This window comes from Bifidobacterium colobi (assembly GCF_018555455.1).
Classification (GTDB): domain Bacteria; phylum Actinomycetota; class Actinomycetes; order Actinomycetales; family Bifidobacteriaceae; genus Bifidobacterium; species Bifidobacterium colobi.
Window position 1 is genome coordinate 245,726 of record NZ_JAFEJU010000003.1, and the last position, 19,648, is coordinate 265,373.

Here is a 19,648-nt window from a genome sequence, read left to right on the forward strand (position 1 = left end):
AACGGGCATTGTCCCAAGGTTTTTCGACAATCTAAGGCATGACGCAAGAACATGTGCACTTTGTTGACAAGTCCGCCGAGGGCGAAACTGGGGATGCTTCCGCGGATTTCGAGACGCCCACGTTGAGCCAGCCGGGTCTGCTGGTGATGGATGTGGATTCCACGCTGATTGATGAGGAAGTTATCGATGAGCTGGGCGAGGCGGCTGGTAAAGGTGAGGAAATCGCCGATGTGACCGAACGCGCCATGCGCGGTGAGCTAGAATTCTGCGATGCTCTGCGCGCCCGCGTGGCACTGCTCAGGGGATTGCCGGTTTCGGTGTTCGATACCGTGCACGATAAGCTGCACTTCACCAATGGCGCTTTGGATTTGATTGATACGCTGCATGAGCATGGTTGGAAGGTCGGCGTGGTGTCCGGCGGCTTCCATGAGGTGGTGGATAAGCTCGCCGCGGAAGGCAACATTGATTTCTGGATTGCGAACCGTCTGGAGACCGAGGATGGCAAGCTGACCGGTCAGGTGCTCGGTGAGATTGTGTGCAAGACGGTGAAATTGCATGCGTTGCGCGCGTGGGCGGAGCGTCTTGGCATACCGATGAGCCAGACGGTGGCCGTGGGCGATGGTGCGAATGATATTCCGATGATTCAGGCCGCCGGCCTCGGTCTGGCATTCTGTGCCAAGCCGAAAACGCAGCTGGCCGCCGATGATGCCATCAATACGCGCGATTTGCGTCTGGTGCTCGACTACCTAAGGTAAATTTTTTCCCTAACCGAAAACCCCGCTTATAGTGGTTTCATGACTTTTGAGGGTGCGGAACAGTTGACGCTTGCGGGGCTTGCCCCACGCAAGCGTCGCAAGCGCGCACCCGCGGAGCATGTGCCGGCTGAACATCACCCGATTGCGCAGGTGGTGTTGGAGGTGCAGGCGCTGCATTTGGGGCAGACGTTCGATTATCTCGTTGATGAGAAAGACAGCGATGCCGCTCAGCCCGGCGTACTGGTTCGTGTGCGATTCGGCGGGCAACGGGTCAATGGCATTATCTGGAATCGTGCGGCATCCAGCGCTACGCCGCGTTCCTCATTGCGGTATCTGGAACGTGTGGTGAGTCCGGACGTGCTGGTGCCGGAATCCATGCGCGAGGATATCTCGTTGATTGCCAAAGCGTATGGTGGCACGCGCGCGAATATCTTACGTTTTGCGGTGCCGCCGCGTGTGTCCAAAGTGGAGGCTGAGCAGCGGCTTGCGGCATCGTTCACACGGCCTGCCAATTCCCGTCTGGCCGAGGGAACGGAGCAAGGCTATCAGCGTATTGCCGCCTCGTATGGTGACGCGCATGTGCTGCAAGAAGCTTTGGTCGGCAATCGCTTCCAAGCATTCGTGTTTGATTCCATGCCGGGCGCGCAAGAGTGGCAGAAGAACATGGCGTGGATGGCGGCCACGGCATTGGCTGCCGGCAAGCGTGCCGTAGTGGAACTGCCAACCATGCGTGAGGTCAATGATCTGCTGCCGGTGCTGCGCAATTATGGACTGATGCCGTTCGCCCCGTCGGCGTCCGGCGGCTGGGTGGGCGATGTTGCGGTGCTCAACGCAGAGGCCATGCCCGCCGCCGACCGGTATCGCACGTATCTGGCCGTGGCCTTGGGACAGGTCAACGTGGTAATCGGTACACGCGCCGTGGCGTATGCTCCGGTTGAAGGGCCTGCATTGTTCGCGATCCTTGAGGATGCCGCCTATCAGAACATGGATGGCATGATGCCCTACCCTCAAGCTCGTGGCGTGATGCGATTGCGGGCCAAAGCACATGGCGGCGTTTTCGTGGCCATGGCCAATGCGCGCACGCCGCAAAGTCATTGGGAGAACACTGGTCCGGATACGGTGGAGACTCCAGTGAGTGGTTTTTCCACGGCGATTCATCCGCTGGTCTCGCCTCTCAAGGATGCCACGCCATGGGTGCGTTGGCTGAATCGTGAGGAATTGACGCGGCTCGCCGACCCCACTATCGGGGCGCGTGTGCCGCATACCGCTGTACGCGTGTTGAGCAAAGCATTGGAAAGCGGTCCCGTACTGCTTTCCATTCCACAAGACAGCATGAGTGATACCTTAAGCTGTGCGAAGTGCCACCGACAGGCGCGCTGCCCGAAATGCACCGGCCCACTGCAAGTACCATCCGACCGTGCGGACAGTACGCCACGATGCCGTTGGTGCGGGGCGCCTGCCTTGGATTGGTCATGCCCTGGCTGCAAGAACGAGCGTATGCGCGTGGTGCGTGTGGGCGCGGCCGGCACTGCGCAGGAACTTGCCGGCCTGTTCCGCGGTGTTCCGGTGGTGGTGTCCAGCAAGGCGCGCGGATTGGTGGCGGATGTGCCGGCCAAGCCGATGATAGTGATTGCTACACCGGGCTTCGAGCCACGCGTGCACCCGGTGGAGGGTTCGCAAGGTGCCGCAGGCCGTGAATACCGTGCTGTGGCGATTTTGGATGCGTGGACGAGCTTGTACCAGCTCGGCGTGGATGCCCGGTTGGATACGCTGACCGCGTGGATGCGGGCGGTGTCGCTGTGCGCGCCGCGATCGCGCGAAGGTCAGGCGTTGATTCTGGGAGAAACCGATCCTGCGATCGCGCAATCGTTGATGACCTGGGATTCCCGCATTCTTGCCGCCAAGGATATGCAGGAGCGCGTGGAAACCGGCATGCCACCTGCCGTGGCCGCAGCCTGTGTGTGGGGTCGGCGCGATGCGGTGATGACGCTGATGCAACGCGTTGGCGCGCTCGGCGGCGATTGGGCTGTGTGCGGTGAGCTGCCCGGCATGCTAGGCCCGGTGCCCATCCCCCAACCTGAAACGGTGGATGCCCGCGAACTGGAGGCCACTGCGGATCGTGTGAAAGCCGTGGTACGCGTACCGCAAAGCCAGCGCGCGGAGCTTGCCGAACGGCTGCAACGGGAAACCGCCCGTCATGTTGCGGCGCGCGAACCCGGCGAACTGCGCTTCCGAGTAGACCCCAAGGATCTGATTTAGGCAGCGGCGTCAACAGTCGCCAACACATGGAACCATAGGAAGACGAACACATATCCACTATTACAGAAAGAGGCTGCGATGAAGGGTTGGCCAGGAGAACCGGATATGGAATACGACGTGCTGGTGGCGGACGGCGAAGCCGCCGCGAACGCCGGCAAGCCGATCACCGATGTGATTTTCGACTTCGGCAATGTGCTCATTTACTGGGATCCGGCAGCCGTGCTCATCCCTCGCTACAGCCAGAAAACCATTGACGAATTCTTGGATAACGATATTTCCGGTTTCTATGATGTCAACGATCTGATGGACGGCGGCATGAGTACCGACGAGGCCATCGCCGTTATGCGCAAGGACAAAGGCGATAAGTGGGCGGATATACTGCAGTATTACATCGATAACTTCCGCGATTCGCTGACCGGTATTGTGCCGGGCGCACGCGTGCTGGTCAACGACTTGAAGGCTGCCGGCATTGGTGTGTGGGGCCTGAGCAATTGGGAAGCTAGCCTGTTCCATGTGGCCGAGGAACAATGCGATATTCTGCAGCAACTGGACGGCAAGCTGGTGTCCGGCTTCGTGAAACTGCGCAAGCCGCATAAGGAGATCTATGAGGCTGCGCTGAAGGAATTCGGCATCACGGCGGATGGCGCGGTGTTCATTGACGATAAAGCCATGAACATCGTCGGTTCCAATGCCGTGGGCATTCGTGGCGTGCGCTTCCAGGATCCGGTGAAGCTGCGCCAACTGCTCATCGCCAACGGTGTCAACATTCCAGGCGTTCAATAAACACTGCTCAATCACCAACATCCAAGCCATAAGGAGATTCATGCTGAAACTGGTGTTCGCAGGCACCCCTGACGTAGCCGTGCCTTCACTGAAGGCGTTCGCCGCCGACCCGCGCTTCGACGTGGTGGGCGTCATCACCCGCCCGGATGCGCCAACCGGACGCGGCCGCAAATTGATGCCCAGCCCGGTTAAGGCGGCGGCAGTGGAACTTGGGCTGCCGGTTATCGACGCCAAGCCACGCTCCCCCGAGTTTCTGGATGCACTCAACGCGCTCGGCGCGGATATCGCAGCCGTGATCGCCTATGGCAATATTCTGCCGAAGAACGTGCTGGATGCGGTACCGATGGGCTGGTACAACCTGCACTTCTCCAACCTGCCAAAGTGGCGTGGTGCGGCTCCCGCGCAACGTGCCATCTGGGCAGGAGATGCCACCACCGGCGCTGATGTGTTCAAAGTCGGCGAAGGGCTGGATGACGGCCCTATCATCGCCTCGATGACAGTGGCGCTCACCGGTCGTGAGACTTCCGGTGAACTGCTTGATCGTCTGGCCGAAGAAGGTGCGCCCATGTATGTGGATGCACTGGCCGCCGTGGGCGATGGCACGGCCACGTTCACGCCGCAGCCTGCCGAAGGCCTGGAATACGCGCACAAAATCACCGTTGAGGATGCGCGAATCGATTGGGCTGATTCAGCCGAGGCGATTGACCGTCAGATTCGCGCCTGCACGCCGCACCCCGGTGCTTGGACCAAGTTGTATGCAGAAGGCCTGCCGGAAGATGCAGACGCTGAGTCCGCTGAAGGTTCCACTCGTCCGCTCACCCTGCATGTGCTCGCCGCACAGCCGGCTGATGGCACCCATCCGAACACTCCCACCGACTTGCAGCCCGGTGAAATCAAGGCTGGAAAGAAGAACGTCTGGGTTGGCACTGGCACCACAGCACTGGAACTCACTCAGGTCAAGGCGCAGGGCAAGAAAGCCATGCGTGCCGCCGACTGGGCCCGCGGCGCTCGCCTCAGTGATTCCGCCTGCGTGAGGTAGCGGCTTCACCATATCGCTGTACAGTCAGAGCTGTTATACACTCCCCACCGCTCTGACTGTACATTTTCCACCAGTTTGATTGCGCATTTCCCACCGTGCACGCCAATGGCTGGAGTGGGGCGACTTGCGCGAACGGTGATTATCATGGTGAGCATGACATCAGGTCAGCCCACTGGCGGAACACCATCAACAACGATTCCCCACACCGCATCGCAAGGCACGTATGCGATGCCTGCTGACGACCGCTGGCCCATCGTCGCGCAATCGCGTGATTTGCACGGCAACCTCGTCCAAGGCCGCAAAGAAGCAAAGATCTGCCTGGTCATCGGCATAATACTGGGCGTCATATTCGCCGCAATGGCCGTTATCGCAAACCACACATCCACGCATATACCAACCGTCATTTGCGGCATTATCGGAGCTGCATCTCTCGGAGCTATCATCACCGCGTTCGACATCGCATACGACAATCATCGTCGTAAGAAACTGCCGCAAACCCCCTGCTATACCATCTCGGCACGAGATATTCAGGAGGCTTACCGAGGTCTTATCCCGATTCAGCGGCTCACTACATCAACACCAATCATCCGGCACGATCCCCTTGCAAGCAACGATCTAGATTACTTCTTCCACTTTGAGGTTCTGACTAACGACGTGGGACTCCTCTGTTTCATGCCCGACAATCGCCTCCACCGATACACGTTGTATTGGAGCGAACGCCCCTGCACTGACTCCGAGCTACGCAAGCGTACCTTCGGCCACTATCATCTTGGCCCGTATGGCAAACCGACGCACAGATCATTGCAGTCATCCGTTAGAGCGATGAGAAAACTAGCGGAGAACAACGGAATCGACCTGAGACTACGCCCATGCACGTTGGAGATTTATGGCACCCGAGCACGACTATTGGCGATTCCGGCCGCGCCTCAGCTCGAAGTCGGGCAACAAGATCCGAACATCGGCGAACAACTCGATGGTGTCTCAATGCTGACCGATATGTTCTGACCCTATTGCCCCGCCAACGAATCATCACCAACCAAAGCGCACGTACCTACGCATTGCGCGTAGTCTTCTAAAAAACACAATAGCCTTTCGCGATTTGGCGAAAGGCTATTGCATTGCAGTGTTCCTGTGGAGCTACGCCTCAGTCACCTATCGGCGACAGCTCCCCTGACAAGGGGAGCCAAGGCAGGCAGCCCCAGCAGAGCCGCTATCAGGCGAGGCCGGAAAGCTTGTTGATCAAGTCGGGATCTCGCGTAGCACCCTTGTCGGCGGAGCGGGCGAAGGCGGCGTAGGCCTTCAGGGCCTGGGAGACCTTGCGGTCGCGGTGGGCCACGTAGCCGTCTCCGGCTTCGAGTTCAGCGCGACGCTCGGCCAGCTGCTCATCGGTCAGCTCCACGTTCACCGAACGGTTCTCAATATCGATGTTGATGATGTCGCCGTTCTTGATCAGTGCGATCGGACCCTTGTTGGCAGCCTCAGGAGCGATGTGGCCGATGGCCAGACCGGAGGAACCACCGGAGTAACGGCCATCGGTGAGCATAGCCACCTGCTTGCCGATGCCCTTGCCCTTGACGAAGGAGGTCGGGTACAGCATTTCCTGCATACCCGGGCCGCCCTTCGGGCCTTCGTAGCGAATCACCAGAGCCATGCCGGGCTTCAGAGTGTCGTCCAGAATCACCTTGATGGCTTCCTCCTGGGATTCAACCACCAGAGCCGGGCCACGGAACTTCCAGATCTCCTGCGGCACGCCTGCGGTCTTCACCACGCAGCCGTCGGGAGCCAGGTTGCCGCGCAGCACGGCGAGGCCGCCTTCGTGGATCTCCGGGTGGTTGATGTCGTGGATGGCACCGTTCTCACGGTCGGTGTCGAGCGTGTCGAACAGGGTGGTGTGCGTCCACGGATCCGGGGAGATGATGTGGCCAGGAGCAGCCTTGTACATCTGCTTGGCTTCCTCGGTGCAGGTGGGGCGCATGATGTCCCAATCGTTGAGCTTGTCCTCAAGGGTCGGGTAGTCGATGGAGTGCACGTTGCGGTGCAGCTTGCCGGCACGGTCGAGCTCGCCCAGAATGCCGGTGATGCCGCCGGCGCGGTGCACGTCGGAAATCTCCCACTTGCCGGACGGCGAAGCCTTGCAGATGCAGGGCACGGTGTGGGAGATGCGCTCGATGTCATCCAGCGTGAAGTCCACGTCCGCAGACTGGGCCATGGCCAGAATGTGCAGCACGGTGTTGGTGGAGCCGCCCATGGCCACATCCATGGTCATGGCGTTCTCGAAGGCTTCCTTGGTAGCGATGGAGCGCGGCAGCACGGAATCGTCGGAATCGCGGTAGTACTGGTTGGCAATCTTCACCACCTGCTCGGCGGCACGCTTGAACAGGTCCTTACGGTAGGAGTGGGAGGCCAGGATCGTACCGTTGCCCGGCAGAGCCAGGCCGATGGCCTCGGTCAGGCAGTTCATCGAGTTGGCGGTGAACATACCGGCGCAGGAACCACAGGTCGGGCAGACGGTCTTCTCGTAGTTGAGCAGATCCTCTTCGGAGACGTTGTCGTCTGCGGAGGCGTACATCACGGAGATCAGATCAGTGTTCTTCTTGACGGTGCCATCAGCCAGCACGGTGGTGCCGGCTTCCATCGGGCCGCCGGAAACGAAGACGGTCGGAATGTTGAGGCGCAGTGCGGCCATCAGCATGCCCGGGACCACCTTGTCGCAGTTCGGGATGCAGATCAATGCGTCGGCGCAGTGAGCGTTGCACTGGTATTCAACGGTGTCGGCGATGATATCGCGGGAAGGAAGGGAGTACAGCATACCGGTGTGGCCCATGGCGATGCCGTCGTCCACGGCCATCGTATTGAACTCGCGGGGAATGCCGCCAGCTTCCTTGATGGCTTCGGAGACGAGACGGCCCACCTTGTTGAGGTGCACGTGGCCAGGCAGGAACTCATCGAAGGAGTTTGCGATGGCGATGATGGGCTTCTTGCCCATATCGTCGCCGCTGACGCCAGCGGCACGGTACAGGGCGCGCGCACCTGCGAAGACGCGGCCGGACATGAGTTTTGCAGATCGCATTTCAGTCATGACTCCATTCAAGCCCTTGCACGGGACACGGTTCTTGTCAAGAGTCGAATAATGGAATTTTCGAAAATGTAACCTTTTTCACACCCTGCCACGGCACTTCTTGCCATGCAAACTGGTATGCGGGATGTTCCACCGACCAAGTCAGCGAACGATCACTGCACCGAGTACAGCAGCGATGCCCTGCCAATTGCCGCGAAGTCCCGCCGCAAGGCTACACTTGCTTCGGTTGAGATAGATTTTCCAACGTTTGGAGACACATACTTATGGCAGAAGATACCGAGGTCCAGGGTAACGAGGCGTTCGGCACTGACCCGCACCCCACCGGTCTTGCAAATCCGCCGATTGACGACCTGATGAAGCACGCCGACTCCAAGTACGCGCTGGCCATTTTCGCCGCCAAGCGCGCGCGTCAGATCAACTCCTACTTCACCCAGCTCAACGAAGGCCTGCTGCAGAACGTGGGTCCGCTGGTGGAATACCAGAACAATGAGAAGCCGCTGTCCATCGCTTTCCGTGAGATCGACGAAGGCCTGCTTGAGGAGACCTTGGGCGAGGACGACGTCAACGAAGGTAACTGACGGACCGCTGCTTCCCGCTCCCGATGTGGCCATCGATGGCACTACCATTGCCGGTTCTCATGCCGCTGCAAACGCTGTAAGCTAAGTCACTCGCAGTTTTTCTACTGATTCGCTTGCTTTACCTTCATCGATAGGCTATAAATCGAACAAGAGCAAACATGCACAGGGCTCGCGCCACCGCGCTGGTTGGCACGAGCCCTTTTGTTATGTCTGCCCTGCTGTATCAACAATTGAAGAACCGTATCATTGTGCCTCGCCTGTTTGCGCGGGGCGATAAGTCCTGAACAGAAAGGGATGATATGACTGAAGAGAAGCGGCTTATTTCCGCGGAATCCGTGACCGAAGGCCACCCCGATAAGGTTTGCGATCAAATCTCCGACGCCATTTTGGATGACCTGCTTGCCCAAGACCCCACGAGCCATGTGGCCGTGGAGACCTCCGCCGCCACCGGCGTATTCCTGGTGTTCGGCGAAGTCACTTCCGAAGGCTACTGCGATGTGCAGTCCAAGGTCCGCGAAACGTTACGCAACATTGGCTACACCTCCTCCGAAGTCGGCCTTGACGCCGATTCCTGCGGCGTGATCGTGGCCATCACCGGCCAAAGCGCCGAAATCAACCAGGGTGTTTCCCGCCTCACCGCAGCCCAAGAGACTGCCGCCAGCCGCGAAGAGCGTTATGAAGCGCAGGGCGCTGGCGATCAGGGCGTGATGTTCGGCTACGCCACCGATGAGACCCCGGTTCTGATGCCTCTGCCGATTTATTTGGCCCATCGTCTGGCCTTCCGCCTGACCGAAGTACGCAAGTCCGGCGAAGTGCCGCATCTGCGCCCGGATGGCAAGACCCAGGTCACCGTTGAATATGACGACAACGACAAGCCGGTTCGTCTGGATACCGTGCTGATCTCCACCCAGCATGACCCCGAAGCCACCCACGAATGGCTTGAGGCTCAGCTGAAGGAACATGTGATCGATCCGGTATTGAAGGAAGTCCTCGGCGACAAGGTGCCGTATGAAGGCTACCGTCAGCTGGTCAACCCCACTGGTTCCTTTATTCTTGGCGGTCCGGCGGCTGATGCCGGTCTGACCGGCCGCAAGATCATCGTGGACACCTATGGCGGTGCCGCTCACCATGGCGGTGGCGCATTCTCCGGCAAGGATCCCTCCAAGGTGGATCGCTCCGCCGCCTACGCCACCCGTTGGGTTGCGAAGAACATCGTGGCCGCTGGCCTGGCGCATAAGGCCGAGGTGCAGGTGGCCTACGCGATTGGCGTGGCCGATCCGGTGTCCATCAACGTGGAGACCTTCGGCACCGAGCAGGGTGTGACCCGCGGTCAGATTGCAGCCGCCGTGCGCAAGGTGTTCGACCTGCGTCCGGCCGCCATCATCGATGAGCTTGATCTGAAGCGTCCGATCTACCTGAAGACCGCCGCCTACGGCCACTTCGGCCGCACCGATGTCGAGTTCCCATGGGAGCAGACCAATAAGGTCGAAGAGCTTAAGGCTGCCATCGCCGAAGCTTAAGCTCCCCTAATCCATCGGATTCTCGCAAGTCAGTACAGCTGACAATAAAGCTGACAAGCGAGTCAGTAACAATAATGGCTTCCTCGCGAACAGAGGAAGCCATTATTGTTATTTACGGACGACTTCGCGCCCCTGCACCCAAACAGTGCGAATATTCTCAGGCACTGCAAGGTTCACAATCTTTTGGAAGATGTCCGAAGCGGGCTCATTGCTCTCGAAGATGGGCAGGCGGGCACTGGCGAATTTGGTATCCACCACTTGGGCATCCCACGCGTAGCCGGCTTCCAATCGGCCGATCGGCAGCCCCAGCGATTCGCCGCCGCCGGCCGTGGCCAGATAGAACGCATTGTTCAATGTCAGGGCGCTACCGGCCACGCCCCTCTCCCCTGCAGCAAGGTCACGGTTCACGCCGGTTTCCAGCATGCGCGAGGAGGTCACGGCCTGGCGAATCGCACCATACAGGTCCGGGTTGTAGCCGCCGGAGATATCACTGCCCAGCGCCACATGCATGCCGGCGGCCAAGTATCGGCGGATTGGTGCCACAGCACCGGCGAAGAACGCGTTCGACAACGGGCAATGCACGGCAATCGCACCGGTTTCCACGAACACGCGCATATCCTCCTCGTTGGGATACACGCTGTGCGCCAGAATGCTGCGACGAGTGAACAATCCGAATTCGCGCAGCATATGCGTGTCGCTCTTACCGTATCGCTCATATGCGTAGCCATGCTCCCAGTCGCTTTCGCTGCAGTGGGTTTGGATGTAGGCATAGGACTGGTATCGTTCAGCCAGTTCGCCGAGTCCGCGCAACGCCTCATCGGTGCAACTTGGGATGAAGCGCGGGGTGATCACCGGGTAGACGCCTTGCACACTGTGCTCGTTCAGTTCGGCGACTTCGTTGATGAATCGTTCGGTTTCCTCAATGGCGGCTTCGGCGGAAGGGTCGCGATAGTAATCCGGATTAGCTTCAGCATCATCCATAACCACTTTGCCTACCAATGCACGCTGCCCCAAGCGTTCGGCTTCCTGAGCCAGTACCAGGGAACCTTTGCGGTCGACTGTGGCGTAATAGGCTGCGGTAGTGGTGCCGGTGGCAAGCATACGGTTCACCAAATCCTCATACACCACATGCGCGTATGATTCATCAGCGAACTTGGATTCAGTGGGGAACGTGTATTTGCCGAGCCAGACTTCCAGTGGCTCATCCAATCCGGTACCATCCTGCGCCCATTGCGGGGCGTGCACATGCAGATCGATGAATCCCGGCAGCAGATAGGAGCCTTCGGCAAGAGCCTGATAGATGCCGCGCTCCTGCGCCTGCGATTTTTCGCTCGCATAGCGTTCGTCGCCGGGCTCAAGCACGGACTGGATGATGCCCTGCTCATCAATCAGGAACAGCGAGTGATCAAAATACTGTACTTCGTCGCGCGTGCGCGAAGTGAAACCGGATCCTTCAATGGCCAAGGTAATCGTCATTGACTATCTCCTTTATCTCAATGTCATAGTGAGAAAAGGCTCGCACACCATGCGGCATGCGAGCCTTGCAGCAGTTGACCTATCAGTTCTGGCTGTAGATCTTCTTACGGAAGATGAGGAACACGATCAGGCCAAGCAGAATCACGCCGGCACCGATGAGCAGCAGGTTGGCGTAGCCGGCGGCCGCTCCCGTGGCACCGGTGATGCTGGAACCGGCCAGCGACTGGGAACCCATCAGGGAGCCGATGACGGTGATGCCGATGGATGCGGTGACGTTCATCACCAGATCATTCATGCCCACGCCACGGCCGGATTCGCTCTGCGGCAGCGTATCGATCACCGTGGAGACCACCGGGGAGTACAGCAGGCCGACACCGCAGTAGAACAGGCATGCGGTAAGCGTCAGCACGAGGAAGCCGGCATTGACGGCGAGGGCGGCGGTCACGAAGCCGGCGACCATCAGCACGGCGGCGGTGATCAGCGCAGCCTGGCGGCCGATCTTGCCCATAATCCAACCGGAGGAGGTGCCGACCACGGCGGCGCACACGAATGCCCATACGATGTAGGTGGACACCTGGGCGGTGGTCATGCCGTACACGGACGTGCCGATGGCGTTGAACAGCGGGGAGATGCAGTAGTTGGTGAAGTAGAACACCAGAATAAGGCTGATGGCAGCCAGCCAACGCGTGTTCTTGAAGAAGTCCGGGGTGATGAACGGCTTGGCGGCCTTGTGAATGTACACGGCGAAGATGATGAACAGTGCCACGGCCACGCCCAGCATCCACCACGCCATGTAGGAGAAGAACAGGGTGAGGAACGCGCTGGCGAAACCGAAGATGGTGAAGCCGAGCCAGTCGACGTGCTCGTTGCCGCCTTGGCGTCCGGGCAGGTTCTTGAGCAGGGTCGGCAGGAAGAAGATGGTCACCACGGGGATGAGGAACAGGTACTGCCATGCGATGGAGCTCAGCACGCCGGCAGCGAATACGCCGATGGAGGCGGACAGCTGGTAGGCCGCGGTGTACAGGCCGAAGAAGATGACCTTCAGTGACGGCTTCAGGTACTTGGTGGCGATGACCAGGAACACGGAGCCTGCCACCTGCTCGCCGGCGGTTTGCAGCACACGGGCGATGATCACGGTCCAGATGTTCGCGGTGAAGAAGAAGTTGGCCACGAAGCCGAACAGGGAGCCGACCAGCAGGGTGATGAGGCCGGCGACGACCAGTCGCTTCAGGGAGACGAAGTCACCGAGGGAACCGTAGATGAAGCAGACGATGCCGAGCACCAGCGAGGGGAACGCGGTGATCAGCGAAGCCTGTGCCGGAGCGCCGACGTCTTCACCAACCTGATTGAAGACCAGGTTGAAACCCTGCAGACACAGGGTGCCGAGGATGAAGGTGATCAGCAGCAGGATCAGGGCCTTGATGGCCATCTTGTTGCTGGTTTCCGGGTCGGCCCAAGGATCGGCGGCAACCGGAGTGGTAGTGGTTTGTGTCATTATTTCTTCCTTTATTCTTGCTCTCTATTGGGGAAGTCTGGTGATATGGCAACGACGGCGTCACTTGGCGTGCTTGGCGAGGCCGGTGATGCGGGTCATGAATTCGTTGAGGAAGCGCGGCACGTCAACGTCGATTGCGGCCTTCATGGTTTTGACCGGATCGTTCATGCGCGTGTTATCGCCGATGGTGCGGCCGCGGGTGGGGCCGTCCACGTCCACCTTCATGTTGATGGGCAATGCGGTGATCAGGGTCGGATCCACGGCCACACCGACCGCGAGCGGGTCGTGCAGACCGCAGCCGCCAAGGTGCGGCGACGTGGTCTCATAGGCCTTGATGTAGTAGTCGGTCATATCCGCAAGGAACTCACCCGCCTTGGTGCCGAGGTCACGCCACTGCTGGGTTTCCTTGTACGTGAGCAGTGTCTGCAGGGTGACATCGAGGCCGACCATGGTGGCCGGGGCTCCGGAGCGGAACAGGTAGTCGGCGGCCTCCGGATCCTGGGAGATGTTGGCCTCCTCCCAGCCATTCACATTGCCGCAAACGGTGAGGGCGCCGCCCATCAGCACGATCTTGCCGATTTCATCCTTGATCTCGGGAGCTTTCTTCAAGGCGGCAGCGATGTTCGTCATCGGACCGGTGGGCACGTAGACCAGATCCTTGCCGTAGGTCTTGACCGCGTCGATGATGAAGTCAACTGCGGATTCGGTTTCCGGCTCACGGTTCGAATCGGGAATATCCACGTCGCCAATGCCGTTCTTGCCATGGATGAAGGCGGAGATATCAAGCACTTCGAAGGAATCGGTGGTGCTGGAATGCGGCAAGCCCTTGTACACCTTGACCTCGGGATGACCAAGCAGGTCAGTGATGGCCAAGGCGTTGCGCACACCCTGGTCAAGCAATACGTTGCCATACGTGCCGGTGATGCCGATCAACTCGACTTCCGGACTACCAAGTGCATACGAGATGGCGAGCGCATCATCCACACCGGTGTCAAGGTCAAGAATCAGTTTCTTTGTCATGGGAGTGCCTTTCCCTGAGTTGTTATCAAGAGCCGAACGACTATTGATTTACCTCGTTAATATTAACCGAAAATCGGCCACGGCAGGCCTGAGCATTGACAATACGTCAACATAACGCCCGCCATCAGCACACAAGTAAGGCCTGTGACCATCAACGGTCACAGGCCTTACTCTTCGCTGGAGGTCAGCTTGAAATCAGTCACTTCTCGTCTTCGGCGACGCGGGAACGACTGTAGATCATCTTCATCGAGCAGATGAAGATCACCATGGCACCGAGCACGATGATGCCGCCAATCATGAAGACGTTGGCATAGGTGGAGGCCAGACCGGCTTCAGTGCCGAACACCGAGCCGCCACCCATGGCGCCATTGGCCATCAGCTGGCCGAAGATGGCCACGCCCACGGAGCCGGTGATTGCCTGCATCAGATCGTTGAAGCCCAGTGCACGGCCGGATTCCTCGGCTTCCACAGTCAAGGTCGCGGTGTCCACGATTGGCTGGTAGAAGAAAGAGGTACCAAAGTAGTAGATGCACGGAGCCACGGCGATGCACCAGACCTGACCCATCGGGATGAAGAAAGCCACGGCGATCAGACCGACGCCCATGCAAGCGAGCGCGAGAATCACAGAGGCCTTACGTCCGATCTTCTGGATGATTGGACCAGCAGCGAAGCCCATGATGGCTGCGAGGATGATGGACCACACCAGCAGGTTGGAGACCTGGGAGGAGTCAATGCCGTATACGTTCAGACCGATGGCGTTCACGCCGGCGTTGAGCGTGTAGCTGAAGAAGTAGCCGACGAAGATGACGACCATGGTCATGGCGAAGGCCGGGTTGGTGAGCATCTTCGGGGTGATGAACGGGTCGGCTGCCTTGTTGATGTACACGACGAAGGCGATACCGGTGATGACAACTGCGGCGCCCCAGAAGATGTTCATATCGGTAAAGAACATGGTCACAGAGCCGGCGAACAGGCCGATGAGGGTAAAGCCAATGGCATCGATGCGAGCACCCTTGGCATGCTCGTCAGGCAGGTTCTTGGACAGGATCGGAATGAAGAAGACGGCGATGATGCCGATGCCGAACAAGATTCGCCAATCGACGAGGGTCATGTAACCGGCGAGGAAGACGCCTAGGGCCGCGGCAATGCGGAAGACGGCCACGAAGACGCCGTACCAGATGACGCGCTTCTTCTTTTCGATGTACTTCGAGACGAGCACGAGGAAGATGGAGCCGGAGACCTGCCAGCCTGCGGACTGTACGGTACGTGCGGCGATGACAATCCAGATGCTGAAGTCGCCGAAGCAGCCGAGTACCGAACCGAGCACGAACACTATCGTGCCGAGTGTCATCATCTTCTTCAGGGAGACGAAGTCACCCAACGAACCGTAGATCACACATACGATGCCGAGCACAATGCCCGGAATCGAGGTGATCAGCGGTGCCAGATTGGCTTGGCCAAGCTGATCACCGATGTTCACGTAGATCATGCCGAAGGCCTGCTGCTGCAGCACGCCCATGGTGAAGATGATCAATACGATCGGGATGGCGATCTTTGCCATCTTGTTCATACGTGCGAACTCTTCGGTCCCTTCCTCGGGCACCGGAATGCCGTTCGCCTTCTCCTTGACAGTGGTTTCTGCCATGGTTGTTCCTTTCTCTAATACTGAGTTATCGATGGAAAGTCTTATGAATGTTCAACGCTGGCGAGGGATGAATGCACTGACCTCCTCTCGCTGTGGTATTGAAGGTGCCGCGCCGGGTCTTGATACGGCAATCGCGGATGCTTTCGCCGCGGTCTCAAGTGCTTCGCTCATGCTGCAACCGTCCATCAGACCGGCGAGCAAGTATCCGGTGAACGTATCTCCGGCCGCCGTGGTGTCCACGGTGTCCACGAGATATGCAGATTGCATATCCGTGTGCCCGTCATGTACGGCCAGCGATCCGCGCTCCCCCAGCGTCAATATGACCTGGGCGTGCGGGAAGCGTGTCTGCATCGCCGACGCCAAGGCACGTCCGTCGTTCCCTCCGATGCCGGTCAGCATGGCGGCTTCACCTTCGTTGAGGATGAAGCAGTCAATCAGGTCGAGATTGATTTCGGTCAGCAGCGCATCCGCCGGAGAAGGGTTGAGCACCACGTACATGCCCAGCTGTTTGGCGCGCGAGACGATATACGGCATGGCGCTGATCTCGTTCTGCAGCAGCAGCCAGTCGCCTTCGCCATAGCCAGACAGGGCCTTGTCCACGAAATCGGTATCGATGGCACGGTTGGCACCCGGGAACAGGATGATACAGTTATCGCCTGCAGCATCGTTTTGGATGATGGCGTTGCCGCTGCGCACGTCATCGCGCACCGCGACCGATCGGACATCCACACCGTTTCCGGCGAGCAACTCCTTCAGAAACACGCCATCAGTGCCCACTTGGCCGGCATGCCGCACGTCAGCGCCGGCTCGGGCGAGCGCAATCGATTGGTTCAGGCCTTTGCCTCCCGGGAATACATTCAGCGTACGGGAGGTGATGGTTTCTCCTTTGGACACGAAATGCTCGACACCGTATACGTAGTCGATGTTCAGCGATCCGAAATTCAGTATGCTCATCGTGTTTCCTCCCCTTCCGAGGTTCGTTGCGCCGCCATATGGAAGATGCGGCGGCAGTCTTCCCGGTTCAGTCGTGCGACCGAGCCAATCGTTGCGTCTGGCCCGTAGAAGACGATGTTGTCCAGCATGCGTTCGATGCCATCGGAGGGAATGTTGAAATCCGTAAACGAAATGGGCATGCCCAATGATTGGAAGAATGCTTCTGTGGCTTCGATGCCGAGCCTCGCCCTTGTCTGTTCCGGCAGGGATGGGTCGACATCGAATACTTCGGTGGCGTAGCGCGCGAAACGCATGGGATTGCGTTCGCTGGCCACCCGCATCCACGAGCCCATGATGATGGACAGGGTGGCCCCATGCGGAGTGTCGTAGAGTGCGCTCAGTTCGTTGGCAATCAGATGAGTGGACCAATCCTGCTCCCGCCCAACGCCCAACGTATTGTTCTGGGCGATGGTGGAGATCCACATGATCTGCGCCCGCAGATCATAGTTCTCAAGATCCGCCAGTGATTTCGGCCCGACGTCGACCAATGTGGCAAGCGCGCCTTCGGCCATGCGGTCGATGACGCCGATTTCCTGATCGGCGCTGAAATACCGTTCGCAGATGTGGGAGAACATGTCCACGATGCCGCATGCCGTGGGAAAGGCCGGCACGGTGGCGCTAAGGGCCGGGTTCATGAACGCCCACGCGGGTCGCAGCACTGGCTCGCTCAAGGTGAGTTTGGTGTGCTCCTCCTCGTTGTTGATGACGGTGACCTGGCTGGATTCGCTGCCGGAGGCCGGGCATGTCAGCACCACTGCGACAGGCAGGGTGTGTTCGACTGGTGCCGCGCCGGTGAAATAGTCCCATATGTCCTGCTCTCCGGTGGCTCCAAGGGCTATGGCTTTGGCGGAGTCGATGACGCTGCCGCCGCCGATGGCCACCAGCGCCTCGACGTTATGCTCTTGGGCCAGCGCAATACCTTCGCGTACTAGGGATAGTCTCGGATTGGGTTGGACTCCCCCAAGTTCCACGGCTTCGATGCCGGCATGGCTCAGACTGTTCCGTACGGTGGCGAGTAGGCCGCTGAAGGTGAGATATGCTCCACCGTCATGATGGATAAGCACGCGATGGATGCCGCGTGCGGCCAGTTGCTCTCCTATCTTGGTTTCGGCGTCATGTCCGAAGACGAACGTGGTGCCGATGGTGATGGTGAAATCCCTCATATCGTGCTCCTTGCTCCGATGACGGTGTGTGTGATGATGTCTTGTAATTCGGCGACGTTGCTTGCCACGTAATTCGGTTCCTGTTCCAGAAGGGTGAGGGTATCGCCGTCCCCGTATGTGACTGCAATCGGAATCACGCCGTTGGCTCTGGCTGCCAACACGTCGGAGAAGGTGTCTCCCACGTAGACGCATTGCGCTGCTGTGATGCCGTTTGCGGCAAGTGTTCTGGCAATCATGCCGTTCTTATCCATTGCTTGGTCCGGGTCCGAATCCGGGCATGTCCAGCCGTCGAAGAGGCTGCGCCACCCTTTGTTGTCGAGGATGCGTAGCAAAGCGCCCTGCGGCTTGTTCGTCACGATGATGTTGCGCACCCCCATCGCGTGCAGTTTCTCCAGCAATGGGCGGATGCCCTGATACAGTCTGGTTTCGGTGAATTGGTTCAACGTGCGGTAATGCATGCGTACGTCATCATCGAAGTCAGTCAGATGGTCTGATCCTGGATATGGGGTCACATGGCGCATGATCTCACTCATGGAATCAGCCAGATGCGCGTCCTGCGCCCTATAATCCTTCTCCAGGCTGCCGCCGGAACGCCGCGCCGCGTATTCGAGGGAGGCCCACACGTCTTTGCCGGTATCGGCGAGCGTGCCGTCGAAGTCCCAGAGGACATACGGTCGAATCATGTCCGCTCTCCTTGTCTATCGGATTGTTGTTGGCGCGACGCATGCATCGGATGCCAGAGGTTGTCGGTCGGGAATAATCGCCGGCCGGCGAAAAAAAGGGAAATCATCGACCGGCGATTATGGAGGGGGTTGGTTCAGGGGTAAGTCTCAGTCGTAGTTTTCCAACGTCGAGTTGAGCAGATTGACGAAGCCTGGGAAATCGAGCTCCAGAGCGGCTTCGGCGTTCGGCTTCTCGCCGCGGTAGTCCATCGTCGGCGTGCGTTCCAGATCAACGGCCGGCTTGGTGCCGCGCAGATGACGGTAATCGCAGACAGTCATGCCGCGGGTGAGCTTGCCGTTGAGTTCGATGTCGATGTGCATGGGCACTGCCTTGATCAGCGATGGGTCGATTATCCAGGCCACGGCGCAGGCATCGTGCATGGTTGCGCCGGTCAGCTCGGATTCCTCCTCGCATGCCTCGATGAAGAAGTCGGTCAGGTCGGCGGCCAAGTTCGCGGCCTTGGTGCCGATTTCTCGGAACTTCGCCACATGCTTGGCAGTCAGCTCGCACTGACGGGTGAGATTGATACCGGTCATCTTGACGTGCAGTCCCGAATTGAACACGCGGGATGCGGCCTCCGGATCCACGAAGATGTTGAATTCCGCCGCCGGCGTCCAGTTGCCATATGTCACGGAACCGCCCATGATGCATAGTTCCTTGACACGGTCCACGATGCGCGGCTCTCGATTGATAGCGGCTGCGATATTGGTGAGCGGACCGGTGGCGATCAGCGTCACGTCATCGGTGCTCATCACGGTGTCGACGATGAAGTCGACCGCGTGCTTGTTCTGCGGCTGATGGGTGGGTTCAGGCAGCACTGGGCCGTCCAGACCGGTTTCGCCGTGAAACTGCGGTGCCGTGACCAAAGGAGCCACCATTGGACAGCTGTGGCCTGGGTAGACGCCGATACGGTCGGCGGCTCCGAGCACTTCCAGCACCTTGATGGCGTTGCGAGTCACGTTCTCCAGCGTGCAGTTGCCGCCAATGGTGGTGATGCCCAGCACATCGAGATGCTGGACGGCCAGCATGATACCGAACGCGTCATCGTGCCCGGGATCGCAGTCGAGAATGACCTTCTTCTTCATGGATTCCATATCAATTACCTCCGTTGGTTGTTTGT

Annotated in this window: 16 protein-coding genes and 1 riboswitch; of the genes, 7 read left to right on the forward strand and 9 right to left on the reverse strand. The window is 59.1% G+C overall.

What is annotated here, in order from left to right; all coding sequences use genetic code 11:
- The first annotated feature begins 38 nt into the window (after nucleotides 1-38).
- The 5 genes from serB (at nucleotide 39) to JS530_RS05690 (ending at nucleotide 5,841) form a co-directional block, all read left to right on the forward strand.
- Entirely contained in the window at nucleotides 39-755 is a 717-nt protein-coding gene (gene serB / locus JS530_RS05670; RefSeq protein WP_214376212.1) for a phosphoserine phosphatase SerB, read from the forward strand.
- A 39-nt stretch (nucleotides 756-794) separates the two neighbouring features.
- Nucleotides 795-3,014 (forward strand): primosomal protein N', encoded by a 2,220-nt coding sequence (locus JS530_RS05675; RefSeq protein ID WP_214376213.1) that lies wholly within the window; start codon nucleotides 795-797, stop codon nucleotides 3,012-3,014.
- 78 nt (nucleotides 3,015-3,092) lie between these two features.
- Complete coding sequence (locus JS530_RS05680; protein WP_214376214.1) at nucleotides 3,093-3,797, forward strand: HAD family hydrolase; 705 nt, start codon at nucleotides 3,093-3,095, stop codon at nucleotides 3,795-3,797.
- A gap of 40 nt (nucleotides 3,798-3,837) precedes the next feature.
- Complete coding sequence (gene fmt, locus JS530_RS05685) at nucleotides 3,838-4,836, forward strand: methionyl-tRNA formyltransferase (RefSeq protein ID WP_214376215.1); 999 nt, start codon at nucleotides 3,838-3,840, stop codon at nucleotides 4,834-4,836.
- Nucleotides 4,837-4,980: 144 nt separating this feature from the next.
- Nucleotides 4,981-5,841 (forward strand): hypothetical protein, encoded by an 861-nt coding sequence (locus JS530_RS05690; RefSeq protein ID WP_214376216.1) that lies wholly within the window; start codon nucleotides 4,981-4,983, stop codon nucleotides 5,839-5,841.
- 208 nt (nucleotides 5,842-6,049) lie between these two features.
- Here the strand turns inward: JS530_RS05690 and ilvD are convergent, their stop codons facing one another.
- Nucleotides 6,050-7,915 (reverse strand): dihydroxy-acid dehydratase, encoded by a 1,866-nt coding sequence (ilvD, locus tag JS530_RS05695; protein ID WP_214376217.1) that lies wholly within the window; start codon nucleotides 7,913-7,915, stop codon nucleotides 6,050-6,052.
- A 263-nt stretch (nucleotides 7,916-8,178) separates the two neighbouring features.
- Between ilvD and rpoZ the strand changes: the two genes are divergently transcribed.
- Together rpoZ and metK are read left to right on the forward strand one after the other, a co-directional pair.
- Nucleotides 8,179-8,493: a DNA-directed RNA polymerase subunit omega gene (rpoZ, locus tag JS530_RS05700; protein WP_214376218.1), complete on the forward strand. Its 315-nt coding sequence runs from the start codon at nucleotides 8,179-8,181 to the stop codon at nucleotides 8,491-8,493.
- A 239-nt stretch (nucleotides 8,494-8,732) separates the two neighbouring features.
- A riboswitch (SAM riboswitch) is annotated at nucleotides 8,733-8,797 on the forward strand.
- Nucleotides 8,793-10,013, forward strand: a complete 1,221-nt coding sequence (gene metK / locus JS530_RS05705) for a methionine adenosyltransferase (protein WP_214376219.1) — start codon at nucleotides 8,793-8,795, stop codon at nucleotides 10,011-10,013. It overlaps the preceding riboswitch by 5 nt.
- A 108-nt stretch (nucleotides 10,014-10,121) precedes the next feature.
- On the opposite strand, the gene guaD is transcribed toward metK, so the two are convergent.
- The 8 genes from guaD to JS530_RS05745 all read right to left on the reverse strand — a co-directional run bounded on the left by guaD (nucleotide 10,122) and on the right by JS530_RS05745 (nucleotide 19,622).
- Complete coding sequence (gene guaD / locus JS530_RS05710) at nucleotides 10,122-11,489, reverse strand: guanine deaminase (protein WP_214376220.1); 1,368 nt, start codon at nucleotides 11,487-11,489, stop codon at nucleotides 10,122-10,124.
- 82 nt (nucleotides 11,490-11,571) lie between these two features.
- Nucleotides 11,572-12,984: an MFS transporter gene (locus JS530_RS05715; protein WP_214376221.1), complete on the reverse strand. Its 1,413-nt coding sequence runs from the start codon at nucleotides 12,982-12,984 to the stop codon at nucleotides 11,572-11,574.
- 60 nt (nucleotides 12,985-13,044) lie between these two features.
- Nucleotides 13,045-14,004, reverse strand: coding sequence for a nucleoside hydrolase (locus JS530_RS05720; RefSeq protein ID WP_214376222.1), 960 nt, complete (start codon nucleotides 14,002-14,004; stop codon nucleotides 13,045-13,047).
- Nucleotides 14,005-14,203: 199 nt separating this feature from the next.
- On the reverse strand, nucleotides 14,204-15,649 hold the full coding sequence (locus JS530_RS05725) for an MFS transporter (RefSeq protein WP_214376223.1): 1,446 nt from the start codon (nucleotides 15,647-15,649) through the stop codon (nucleotides 14,204-14,206).
- Nucleotides 15,650-15,700: 51 nt separating this feature from the next.
- Complete coding sequence (locus JS530_RS05730; RefSeq protein ID WP_214376224.1) at nucleotides 15,701-16,603, reverse strand: ribokinase; 903 nt, start codon at nucleotides 16,601-16,603, stop codon at nucleotides 15,701-15,703.
- The gene (locus tag JS530_RS05735; protein WP_214376225.1) at nucleotides 16,600-17,805 is read right to left on the reverse strand and encodes an iron-containing alcohol dehydrogenase; all 1,206 of its coding nucleotides are present in this window, start codon (nucleotides 17,803-17,805) and stop codon (nucleotides 16,600-16,602) included. The genes JS530_RS05730 and JS530_RS05735 overlap by 4 nt, the downstream gene beginning before the upstream one ends.
- Entirely contained in the window at nucleotides 17,802-18,488 is a 687-nt protein-coding gene (locus JS530_RS05740) for an HAD family hydrolase (RefSeq protein ID WP_214376226.1), read from the reverse strand. The genes JS530_RS05735 and JS530_RS05740 overlap by 4 nt, the downstream gene beginning before the upstream one ends.
- A gap of 147 nt (nucleotides 18,489-18,635) precedes the next feature.
- A complete protein-coding gene (locus tag JS530_RS05745; RefSeq protein WP_214376227.1) occupies nucleotides 18,636-19,622 on the reverse strand; it encodes a nucleoside hydrolase in 987 nt (328 codons plus the stop codon).
- Between the last annotated feature and the right edge of the window lie 26 nt (nucleotides 19,623-19,648).